Source organism: Streptosporangium sp. NPDC001681, assembly GCF_040298085.1.
In the GTDB taxonomy this organism is placed as follows: Bacteria; Actinomycetota; Actinomycetes; order Streptosporangiales; family Streptosporangiaceae; genus Streptosporangium.
In genome coordinates, this window is the sequence record NZ_JBEOZN010000036.1 from 1 (window position 1) to 10890 (window position 10890).

General features: G+C 70.6%; 9 protein-coding genes. 2 read left to right on the forward strand and 7 right to left on the reverse strand.

The window, feature by feature from the left end; all coding sequences use genetic code 11:
• The 6 genes from ABT130_RS18225 to ABT130_RS18250 form a co-directional block, all read right to left on the reverse strand.
• The coding region (locus ABT130_RS18225) for a hydantoinase B/oxoprolinase family protein (protein WP_350956740.1) at positions 1–452 on the reverse strand (452 nt) is incomplete at its 3' end.
• Complete coding sequence (locus ABT130_RS18230; protein ID WP_350956742.1) at positions 449–2506, reverse strand: hydantoinase/oxoprolinase family protein; 2058 nt, start codon at positions 2504–2506, stop codon at positions 449–451. The genes ABT130_RS18225 and ABT130_RS18230, both read right to left, overlap by 4 nt.
• Before the next feature lie 8 nt (positions 2507–2514).
• The gene (locus ABT130_RS18235) at positions 2515–4527 is read right to left on the reverse strand and encodes a dipeptide ABC transporter ATP-binding protein (RefSeq protein ID WP_350956744.1); all 2013 of its coding nucleotides are present in this window, start codon (positions 4525–4527) and stop codon (positions 2515–2517) included.
• Positions 4528–4533: 6 nt separating this feature from the next.
• Entirely contained in the window at positions 4534–5385 is an 852-nt protein-coding gene (locus ABT130_RS18240) for an ABC transporter permease (protein WP_350956746.1), read from the reverse strand.
• Positions 5385–6395, reverse strand: a complete 1011-nt coding sequence (locus tag ABT130_RS18245) for an ABC transporter permease (RefSeq protein WP_350915110.1) — start codon at positions 6393–6395, stop codon at positions 5385–5387. Before ABT130_RS18245 ends, ABT130_RS18240 begins: the two co-directional genes overlap by 1 nt.
• A gap of 3 nt (positions 6396–6398) precedes the next feature.
• A complete protein-coding gene (locus ABT130_RS18250; protein ID WP_350956748.1) occupies positions 6399–8075 on the reverse strand; it encodes an ABC transporter substrate-binding protein in 1677 nt (558 codons plus the stop codon).
• 350 nt (positions 8076–8425) lie between these two features.
• On the opposite strand from ABT130_RS18250, the gene ABT130_RS18255 reads away from it, so the two are divergent.
• Both ABT130_RS18255 and ABT130_RS18260 read left to right on the forward strand, forming a co-directional pair.
• The gene (locus ABT130_RS18255) at positions 8426–8659 is read left to right on the forward strand and encodes a type II toxin-antitoxin system CcdA family antitoxin (protein WP_350956750.1); all 234 of its coding nucleotides are present in this window, start codon (positions 8426–8428) and stop codon (positions 8657–8659) included.
• A 213-nt stretch (positions 8660–8872) separates the two neighbouring features.
• Positions 8873–9994, forward strand: a complete 1122-nt coding sequence (locus tag ABT130_RS18260; RefSeq protein WP_350956752.1) for a transposase domain-containing protein — start codon at positions 8873–8875, stop codon at positions 9992–9994.
• Here ABT130_RS18260 and ABT130_RS18265 read toward each other — a convergent pair.
• The gene (locus tag ABT130_RS18265) at positions 9991–10686 is read right to left on the reverse strand and encodes a hypothetical protein (protein WP_350956754.1); all 696 of its coding nucleotides are present in this window, start codon (positions 10684–10686) and stop codon (positions 9991–9993) included. The genes ABT130_RS18260 and ABT130_RS18265 overlap by 4 nt on opposite strands.
• Positions 10687–10890 lie beyond the last annotated feature (204 nt).

Consider the following 10890-nt stretch of genomic DNA (forward strand, 5'->3'; position numbering starts at 1 on the left):
TCCTGATGCATGTCCGTGGAATCCAGCACATACCCCGGATCCTTGGCCCCCAGATCCATCCAGTGAGCCCGCACACACAGAAAACCCACCAGCTCAGAACCCAGGAACACCGGCGAGAACAACGTCGCGTCATAAGCGTGCGCCGCGTTCCAGTACGGATAGTTCAGCAGCACCACATCACCCGGACGCAGGTTCTCCCGCCCCACGTACTCCACCCCCTTGCGCAGGGAGAAGTCGTTGGCGCCGAGGAAGAAGGTGAGCCCGGTGGCCTCGGCGATCAGCCGCAGGTCGGCGTCGTACATCGACATGCCGAAGTCGTGGACCTCGTAGATGACCGGGTTGAACGACGTGCGGATCAGCGTGGCCCGCATCTCCTCCGCCGCGGCGAGCAGGTAGCTGCGCACCACCTCGGCGGTCGCCCCGTCAAGGGTCTTGCCCGGTTGCTCGGTCACGATGCCACCTCCACAAGCCTGACCAGCAGGTAACCGTGCTCGTCGACCTCGACCCGCTGCCCCGAGGGGACCACGGTGGTCGAGGTGCCCTCGTCGACGAGGGCGGGTCCGTCGAACGCGTCGCCCGGCTCCAGCAGCGCGCGGTCGTAGACGGCGAACGACGCCGTGGCCCGGGTGCCGAAGTCGTAGGCGTCCCTGCGGGCGAACAGTGCCCGGCCCGCGTCGCCGTCGCCCGGCGGGCGCACCACCAACTCCGGCCGGTCGGTGCGGCCGATGCCGCGCACCCGCAGGTTGAGGATCTGCAGCCGGTTGTCCATGGCATGGCCGTAGCGCGCCACGTGGGTCTCCTCGAACGCCCGCCTGATCGCGTCCCGGTCGAGGTCGCGGCCCGCGGTGACGATGAGCGAGTGCTCCTGCCCCAGGTAGCGCAGCTCGAACTGGCGCTCAAGGACCATGCGCCCGGCCGCGACCCGCTGCGCCTCCAGGGAGTCGACGGCCTCGGCCTCGATGCCCTTGAAGATCGTCTCCAGCTCGTCGAGGTCCGCGTCGTCCAGGGTGGCCATCACCGTGCGGGAGAAGTCGTCGACGATGTCGGCGCTGAGCATGCCCCAGGCGGAGAACCCGGACGGCGCGAACGGCACGATGACCTCGCCGATGCCCATCTCCGCCGCGAGCAGCGGGGCGAGCAGCGGTCCGGCCCCGCCGAACGCGAGCAGCGAGAAGCCCCGGGGGTCGTGCCCCCGCTCGACGGTGATCTGCCGGACCGCGCCGACGGTCTTGGCCAGCAGCACGTCGAAGACGCCCGCCGCGGCGGCCTCCGTGCTCAGCCCCAGGGGCCGGGCCACCTGCTCGTCGAGCGCCGCGCGAGCGGCGTCGGCGTGCAGGTCCATGGTCCCGGCCAGGAAACGGCCCGGGTCCACGTAGCCGAGGACCACCGCCGCGTCGGTGACAGTGGGGCGGGTGCCGCCCCGGCCGTAACACACCGGGCCGGGGTCGGCACCCGCACTGTGCGGACCCACCTTGAGCAATCCCCTCTCCAACCACGCGATCGAGCCCCCTCCGGCCCCTATCGTGCGGATGTCGTAAGTGGGGATCAGCAGCGGGAAGTGCTCCAGCTGCGCCTCGTAGGCGGCCACCGGGGACCCGTGCTCGATCACGCACGCGTCCAGCGAGGTGCCGCCGATGTCGAAGGTGAGCAGGTCCCGGCGGCCGAGGGCGGCGGCGAGGTGCGCCGCGCCGACGATGCCGCCCGCCGGGCCCGACAGCACCGTGTGCGTCGGGGAGGTCTTGGCCACGGAGGACGTCATGGAACCGCCGCCGGACCTCATGATCAGGAACTGCCCGCCGAACCCGCGCTCGGCCAGCCCGTGCTCCAGCCTGTCGACGTACCTCTCGAAGATCGGCCGGATGTAGGCGTCGAGGACCGTCGTGCTGGTCCGCTCGTACTCGCGGTACTCCCTGACGATGTCGGTGGAGAGCGAGACCGTCACGTCCGGGTACGCCTCGCGGATGATCCGGGCGGCCTGGCGCTCGTGGGAGGGGTCGAGGAAGGAGTGCAGGAAGCAGACGGCGATCGACACCACGCCCTCCTCCTCGACCAGGACCCGGGCCGCCTCCCTGACGCCCTCGGCGTCGAGCTCCTCGACCACGCGGCCCCGGTGGTCGAGCCGTCCCCGCACCCCCGCGGTGTGACGGCGCCGCACGAGGCTCTCGGGGCGCTCGTACTGGAAGTCGTACATGTGGTCGGCGGGCACGTTGCCCCGGCCGATCAGGAAGATGTCGCGGAAGCCGTCGTTGGTGATGATCCCCGTCGGCTCACCGCGCCGTTCCAGGACCGCGTTGAGGCCCAGGGTGGTGCCGTGGATGAACAGCTCCACCTCCGACAGGTCGGTACCGAGCGCGGTGACCGCGTCGAGCACGCCCTCCCAGGGGCGGGCCGGGGTGGTCGAGGCCTTCCTGAAACGCACCTCATGAGTGCGGGTGTTCAGCTCCATCGCGTCGACGAAGGTGCCGCCGATGTCGACGGCCAGACGGATGTGCTTCGGGTCGGGCATTGAGGGTGTCACCTTTCGATCAGCGCGGGGATCTCGGCGGCGCGGTGGCAGGCGACCAGGCTCGCGTCGTACGGGCGGAGCTCCTGCTCCTGCTCTCCGCATTCGTCTGTCGCGAAGGGGCAGCGCGGCGCGAGGGCGCAGCCCCCGGCGGCGTCCGCCTCCTCCAGATCCTTGGTCAACTCGACCTGCGGGCCGCCGTAACCGGCGCCGAGGCTGGGGGCACTGGACAGCAGCGCCCTGGTGTAGGGGTGCCCGGGGTTGCCGAAGACCTCCTCCACCGGCCCCTCCTCGACGATCCGTCCCAGGTAGAGCACCACGACGCGGTCGCAGAACCCCCGCACGGTGGCCAGGTCGTGGGAGATGAAGACCGAGCCACGCGAGCTGTCGCCGCTCACCTCGGCGATCACCTTCAGGATCTGCGCCTGTACCGTGACGTCAAGCGCCGAGGTCGGCTCATCGAAGACGATCAGGTCGGGTTCGCCGACGAGCGCGCGGGCGATGCCGACGCGCTGCGCCTGCCCGCCGGACAGCTCATGCGGGCGCCGCTCCAGGATCGACGGGTCCAGTTCCATCCGCTCCAGGGCGCGGGCGACACGCGAGGCGCGCTCCGCGGCGGGCACCCCGGCGGCGCGCAGCGGCTCGCCGATCGCGTCCTGCACGGTCCGCCGGGGACTGAGCGACCCGATCGGGTCCTGGAAGACCAGCTGGGCGCGGGTACGCAGCCGGCGCAGCCGGGCGCCGCGCAGCTCGGACAGGGCGTGACCGGCCACCTCGACCCTGCCCCGCGAGGGCTGCACCAGGCCGAGCATCAGCCTGGCCAGGGTGCTCTTACCGCAGCCGCTCTCCCCGACGACGCCCAGCCGCTCGCCCGCGGCGACGCTGAGGCTGACCCCGCGCAGGGCGTGGTGCCCCCCGCCGCCGAAGCGGCTGCGGTAGACGACGTGCGCGTCCTCGATGCGCAGCACGCTCTCCCTCGCACCGGGCGAGGTGGCCATACCGGCGGACGGGGCCGTTCCCGCGGGCGGGGTCTCCGCGGGGACCGGCGGCTCGGCGGGGTCGTCGAGCGGGCCCGAGCGGGGGTGGAAGCAGGCGGCGCTCCAGTCCATGGCCAGGGGCCCGGCGACGGGCAGGTCCGCCGTGCACAGCTGCGTCGCGTGCGCGCAGCGCGGCGCGAACGGGCAGGATGACGGCGCCTCGGTCAGCAGCGGCATCGCGCCGGGGGTCGCGGTCACCGGGCGCCCGTCGATGTCGGGCACCGAGCGCAGCAACGCCCGCGTGTAGGGGTGGGCGGGCTCGTGGAGCACCTGCGGGCCTGGGCCGCTCTCCACCACCGTCCCCGCGTACAGCACCACGACGCGGTCGCAGACCTCCGCGATCGACGCCAGGTCGTGGGAGATCAGCAGCACACCGCGCCGCTCCGCGTTCGCGGCGAGCCGGAACCGGTTGAGGATCTCCCTGGTGAGCGTGACGTCCAGCCCGGTGGTGGGCTCGTCGGCGATCAGCAGGCCGGGCGCGCACCCGGTGGCCAGCGAGATCATGACGCGCTGCGCCATGCCGCCGGAGAGCTCGTGCGGGTAGGCGTCCAGGCGGCGCCTCGGGCTGCGGATGCCGACCGACTCGAACAGCTCGGCGGCGACCTCCCTGGCCGGAGCCGGGGCCAGCGACCGGTGGGTGACCAGCCGGTCGACGAGCTGGCGGCCGACGGTACGGGTGGGGCTGAGCGCGCCGCGCGGGTTCTGGAAGCAGATCGCGGCGCCGTGCCCGCGGAAGGCCTCCAGCTCGGCGGCGTCCATCGTCAGCACGTCGGCGCCGTCGAACATGACCCGTCCGGTCGTCCGGGAGCCGCCGGGCAGCAGGCCCACGATCGAGCGGGCCACCATGCTCTTGCCGCCGCCGCTCTCACCGACCAGGCCGACCACCTCGCCCGGCTCGACGCTCAGGTTCACCCCGCTCAGCGCGGCGACCCGGCGTCCCGGCCGCCGGATCACGACGGAGAGGTCCTCGATCGACAGGAGTGTCATCGTCTGTCACCTCCTTGTGGAGTCGGCGCGTTCCTGCAGGCCCTCACCGAGGAGGCTGAAGCCCAGGACGCAGATCAGCAGGAAGAGGCCGGGCGGGACCGAGGTCCACCACCGGCCCGCGACGACGTCACCGGAACCGAGGCTGATCATGGCGCCCCACTCCGCGGTGGGCAGCGGCACGCCGAGTCCCAGGAAGGACAGCCCGGCCAGGGTGAGCATGGCCCAGCCGCAGTTCAGCGGGGCGATGACCCGCACCGGCGTCAGGCTGTTGGGCAGTACGTGCCGCCAGAGCACCCCCCAGAAGGAGGAGCCGGAGGTGCGGGACGCCTCCACGAAGGGCAGCTCCCTGATGGAGCGCACCTCGGCGCGGACCAGCCGGGCGTAGGCGGGTGCGTTCACCAGGGCGATGACCGCGATCAGGTTCGCCGTGCCGCCACCGAGCAGCGCGGCCACCGCCAGGGCCAGGATGAAGGTGGGGAACGCCTGGAAGACGTCGAGCACCCGCATCAGCACGTCGTCGGCCCAGCCTCCCCGGTATCCGGCGACCAGGCCGACGAGGCTGCCCGCGACCACGGCCAGGGCGACCGCGGCGACGGCGATGCCGACGTCGAGCCGGGCGGCGTGCAGGACCCGGCTCCACACGTCCATGCCGTTGAGGTCGGTGCCCAGCAGGTGCGCGCCGCCCGGCGGGGCGAGGGAGGCGAGGGGGTCGATCTCCTCGGGGCCCCAGGAGCTCAGCAGCGGCGCGAACAGGACGGCCACCGCGACCACGGCCAGGATGGCGGAGCCCACCGTGATCAGGGACGACGCGAAGCGACGGTCCGCGCCCGCCTCCCGGGCTCGTGGCGCTTCGGCCATCAGATCCTCACTCTCGGGTCGAGGATCGCGTGGACGACGTCGGCGATGAGGAAGACCACCACGTAGAACAGCGCGATCACGAGCACCGACGCCTGAACCACCGGGTAGTCCCGGTAGAGCAGGCCGCGCAGCGCCCACTGCCCGAAGCCCTGCCAGGAGAAGACGTACTCCACGAGGACCGTCGAGCCGATGGAGAAGCCGAACACCAGGGCCGCCAGCGCGGGAAGCCGCACCAGCGTGGCCCGCACCAGGTAGCCGCGGAGCAGCAGCCGGTCCTTCAGGCCGTGCGCGGCGGCGGCCGTGTACGCCTCGGAGGCCAGTACCTCGAGCGCGGAGGCCCGGACGCTGCGCAGCAGTGGCGCGACGATGACGATGACGAGCGTGGCCACCGGCAGCGCGAGGTGCTCCAGCGCGGAGACGAACGCTGGGCCGTTGGCGGTCAGCGCCGCGTCGAGCAGGTCGGCACCGGTGATCAGGTTCAGCTCGGTGTCGGGATCCACCCGGCCACTGGGTGCCGGGAACCAGCCCAGCACGCTGTAGCCCACCAGGACCAGCACCAGGCCGAGCCAGAACTCCGGTACCGAGTTGCCGATGAGCGCCGCGACGCGGACCGTGTGGTCGCCGAACCGGCCCGCGTGCCTGGCCGACCAGATGCCGAGCACCACCGCCAGCACCAGCGCCACGGCCAGCGCGATCACCACGAGTTCCATGGTCGGCCCCACCCGCAGGGCCATCTCCGAGCCCACCGGGGCACCGCTCTGGATGGAGGTGCCGAAGTCACCGGTGAACAGTCCCCCGACATAGTCGAGGAACTGCTGCCACAGGGGCCGGTCCAGCCCGAACCTGGCCCGCGCCGCGGCGGCGTCCGCCTCCGTGGCGTTGGGGCCGAGGATGGTACGGATCGGGTCACCCGGCAGGACCCTGACGAGCAGGAAGGTCAGCACGACCACCCCGAGGAGCACCGGGACGAGCTGGAACAGCCGCCTGAGGACGAACCGGAGGATACGCATGGATCAGGAGGAGGTGCTCAGGTAGCGCAGCCGGGCCAGGCCGTCCATCGGCTGGACCCATCCCGCCACCTCTTCCCGGACGGGGAGGTTGAAGTTGGGCTGGCAGATGACGACCCATGGCACGTCCTCGGCCAGGATCTCCTGCACGCGCTGCCAGAGCTTGGCACGCTCGGCCGCGTCGACGACGGTGTGGGACTCCTCGAAGATCTTCTCGACCTCGGGGTTGACGTAGTTGGAGTAGTTGAGGCTGGCGCCCTTGGTGAAGCTGGTGCCGAGCATGTACTCCACGTCGTTGACCCAGAGCTGGCCCAGGGTGATCTGCAGGGGGATGTTCTTCTTCGCCCTGCGCTCGCCGAGCGTGGCGGGGTCGAGCGGGGTGAGCTTCAGCTCGATGCCGGCCTTCCTGGCCTCGCTCTGCACGAGCACGGCGATCTGCTGCTGCTCCTCGCTGTCGGTCTGGAAGACCAGCTCGGAGGTGATCGAGGTCTTGCCCGCCGCGGCCAGCGCCTCCTTGGCCTTGGCGACGTCGTAGGCGTAGGGGTAGCCGGTCTCGGAGTAGCCGGGCATGTCCAGCGGGACGACACTCTTGGCCGCCCGTGCGTCGCCACCGTAGACATTGGCGATGATCTGCTCGTACGGCACCGCGTGGGCGAGCGCCCTGCGCACCGCGGGGTCGTCGAAGGGGGCGGTGGTCACCGACATCTGGATGGCGAGCTGGTTGTTGCTCGGCGCGGAGATGACCTTGATGCCCTTCGTGGACTTGAGGTCCTTGATGTCGCGCTGGCCGATGCCGAAGGCGACGTCGATGTCGCCGTTCTGCAGCTGCAGGCGCTGGTTGGAGGCCGCGGGCACCACGCTCAGCCTGATCTCGGAGCTCTTGGCGCCGTCGGTGCCCGGGTAGCCGGCGTTGGCGGTGAGCACGATCTCCTGGCCCTGGACCGCCTTCTCCACGTTGAAGTAGCCGCCGGTCGGGGGGTTCTTGGCGAACCACTCCTTGGCCCAGGGGTCGGCGTCGGTGGCGTGCTTCTTCGCCTCCTCGGAGTCGAAGACGTACAGCGAGATGGCCTGGATCTGCCGGGTCAGCGCACTGGGGAAGGCCTGGGTGAACGTCACCGTGTAGTCGTCGACCACCTCGATCTGGTCGGCCTTGGTAAGCCCGATCAGCCGGTAGACACCGGCCACGTTGGCCTTCGCGGCGAACGCGCGGTCCTTGGACCACTTGACGTCCTTGGCGGTCATCTCGTTGCCGCTGGCGAACTTGACGCCCTTGCGCAGCTTGAGGGTCCAGACCTTGTTGTCGGCGTCGGGCTCGAAGGACTCGGCGAAGGTGGGGGCGATGGCCTCGGTGTCGAGGATCTGGCCGTCGCCGACCGAGGTGACCCCGTAGTCGACCATGTAGGGGAAGACGTTCTTGTAGAGCATCAGGGCGGTCAGGTCGAACCCGACGAAGTCCTGGTCCCAGCTGCTCAGGTAGCTGCTCACCGCGATCCGCAGTTTCGAGGCGCCCGGGGCCCCGCCGGGGGCGGTGCTCGCCGCGGGCGCGGTGGATCCGCCGCCCCCCGTGGTGCCGGCGGCGCATCCGGTCGCCAGGAGGAGGGCGACCCCGCTGCCGAGCTGCAGGACCGAGCGGCGGGACAGCGCCGGGGATCCCGGACCGTTGGGACGAGAGAAGCCGGGCACGGCAGTCCTCCAGGGGGCCACAGGGGATAGGCCGCGAGGGAGACGGTCCACCCGACCTACATGTGGCATTTGTTCTATCAGACCTGAGTTTGGTGAACAAGTGACCAATGTCTGTTCACGAACGAGGCCAATGCCCAGAGAAGCACCAGGACAGCATAAAGATCATGCCCAACAGTCATGTTCACTGAATTTCACAAGACTGTCGCCCATATGTGACCGGCACCCCGTACCGTATCGGCAGAATCGTCTCCGCCCGGCGGACCGACCCGCCCCGAAGCGGCGACAGGACCACTTTCCGCCTGACACCTCGACCAGCGGAAAAGATCTTAGTGCGGTACTACCGTGTCACCATGGCCGCGAAGGAAACCATCGGCGTGACCGTCGATCACGATCTGCTCGATCACGCCAGGCGGCGGGTCGGCACCGGCTCACCGTCCGCCTACGTCGACGAGGCCCTCACCCTGGAAGTCCGGCGAGAGCGCCGGCGCCGCGCACTCTGGAACACGAAGGCCGCTGACGCCGACCCCGATCGCGTGGCCCGCATGATGGCCCATGCCGAGAGCCAGGGCGAGCGCGACCGGTGACCGGCCCCACCTTCCGGACAGGAGCCTCCTGACGGACAGCCCTGTCGCTCTCCTGCGACACCAAAGCCCCCAGGTCCGCCCGGCGGCCTCGGCCACCCTCCCGGCACTCACCTGGTGCGCATTTTTTGGGCGGATTTAAGCGCATTTGTATGGAAATAAAGCATTTGACCGCCTATGGCTTGACAGTTAATCCCCACGGGCATGACTACCTGGGTGAAGACTGAGCCGGTCCATGGGCGGCTGGCCGATCATCTGTCGATCGGGATCCTCACCTCCGCCTTCCCCGTACCGCTCCTCGACGAGGTCGTGCTGGCCAGCGGCTGCGCCGACCAGCGGCGGCGGGCACTGCCCGCCCGCCTGACGATCTACTACGTGCTGGCCCTGTGCATGTTCCCGGACCGGAACTACGACGAGATCATGCGCCTGCTGCTGAACGGCCTGTCGTGGCGTTCGCACTGGGCCAGGAACTGGGAGCCGCCCAGCGTGTCGGCGATCAGCCGGGCCCGCGCGCGGCTCGGCGCGGAGCCGCTGCGGGTGCTGTTCCGCCGGGTGGCCGGGCCGCTGCCGGAGCCCGGGACCGCCGGGTCGCGGCTGGCCGGACTGCGGCCGGTGTCGCTGGACGGCACCGCGCTGACCGTCCCCGAGACCCGCGACAACGCGGCGTTCGGCTACCCGGACGAGAGTGCCCGCCTGCCGTGCGTACGGGTGGTGGCCGTGGTCGACGGCGGGACGCACGCGCTGATCGACGCGACCATCGGCGGTTCGGGGGCGGATCGGCAGGCGCTCGCGCCGAGGCTGCTGCGCCGTCTGGAGCCCGGCGTGCTGCTGCTCGCCGGCCCGGGGGCCAGAGGGGCCGAGCTGTGGCGGCAGGCGGCGGGGACCGGCACGCACCTGCTGTGGCGGACCGGCGGAGCGGGCGGGTTCCCCGTGGCGCGCCGCCTCGGCGACGGGTCGTTCCTGTCCAGGCCGCCCGGCTGGGCGGACACCCCGCTGCGGGTCATCCCGCTGCCCGGTACGGAACGGCTGATCACCACGCTGCTCGACCCGGGAAGGGCCCCGGCGCCGGAGCTGGTGGCGCGGTACGCGGAGCGCTGGGTCATGGACCGCGCGCTGGCCTGGCTGCGATCCGACCGGAGCGGCGCGGTGCTCGCGCTGCGCTCCCGGACCCCCGAGACGGTGGCCCAGGAGATCTGGGCCCTGCTCTGCGTCTACCAGGCGGTACGGGCCCTGACCTGCCGGGGAACCGATCGCGCGCGGGGGTGGCCCGCCTCCCGGGTGCGTACCGGAAGGCGGACCGAGGGTGTGTCGGGAGCGGGATCGCTCGGGATCGCCTAGGGGGTGGTGAGGTACAGCTTCTGGTCGAAGACACCGGAGTCGGCGACGGTCTCCCCCATGAGCTGGAAGGTGGCGGTGTAGTTGGCCGTGCCGGGGCACAGGATGCTGCCGCTGTCCTTGGTGAGGGCGTAGTTGGTGGCCTTGGCCTGGGCCTGGGCGATCGCCGTGTTCGGACGGCCGGCGTTGTCGGGGTTGTAGGTGTCCAGGGCGATGCTGTTACCGGCGCCGGAGCCCCGGTAGACGCAGCTGATGGTGCCGAACCAGCCGGTGGACACCGAGGAGACCTTGATGCCCTGCAGGGTCACGATGCCGTCGCGCCCGGGGGTCACCTTGTTGTAGACGACGCTGCCGCCGTTCCAGGGGAGCCCTACCGGGGACACGGTGGAGGAGCCCCCGGCACTGTTCGGGCACGCCGGGCCGGGACTGTTGCTGAAGTTGAAGACCGAGACGTTCAGCGCGGTGCCGTCCGACTGGACCGTCCCGTCGATGGCGCCCGTGTTGCAGGTGGCGGTGGCGAGTGTGGTCGAGACCGACACCGGCGCGATGAGCGTGGCCCGGATCTTGCCCGAATAGGCGGCGCCCAGAGCGGTGTCCCGGTGGATCGTGGTGCCGGCCGCCGAGGCGGGAAGCGGGGCGAGAACGAGTGCCGTCATGGCGACGGCGGCGGCGGCGAGGTTTCGGATACGTTTCATCGGCCACTCCCTTGTAATGTGCTGGACATCATGAGGGTAGATAGCCGCATATTCACCGTCAATATCAATCCCCTAAACACCGCAATCGGACTTCGATATCACCTCCTAAGTCAATTGAAGCATTGTTGACATAAGCGCTTCGCCATTGAATGAATCGATCGGCGAGTCGGCCGGGATTCCCGCGGAGGAAAGCAGTCCGATCGG

Coding starts and splice junctions, on each gene's coding strand:
- ABT130_RS18230 (WP_350956742.1), bottom strand. CDS start 2,506: ATGCCCGACCCGAAGCACATCCGTCTGGCCGTCGACATCGGCGGCACC.
- ABT130_RS18235 (WP_350956744.1), bottom strand. CDS start 4,527: ATGACACTCCTGTCGATCGAGGACCTCTCCGTCGTGATCCGGCGGCCG.
- ABT130_RS18240 (WP_350956746.1), bottom strand. CDS start 5,385: ATGGCCGAAGCGCCACGAGCCCGGGAGGCGGGCGCGGACCGTCGCTTC.
- ABT130_RS18245 (WP_350915110.1), bottom strand. CDS start 6,395: ATGCGTATCCTCCGGTTCGTCCTCAGGCGGCTGTTCCAGCTCGTCCCG.
- ABT130_RS18255 (WP_350956750.1), top strand. CDS start 8,426: ATGGCCGCGAAGGAAACCATCGGCGTGACCGTCGATCACGATCTGCTC.
- ABT130_RS18265 (WP_350956754.1), bottom strand. CDS start 10,686: ATGAAACGTATCCGAAACCTCGCCGCCGCCGCCGTCGCCATGACGGCA.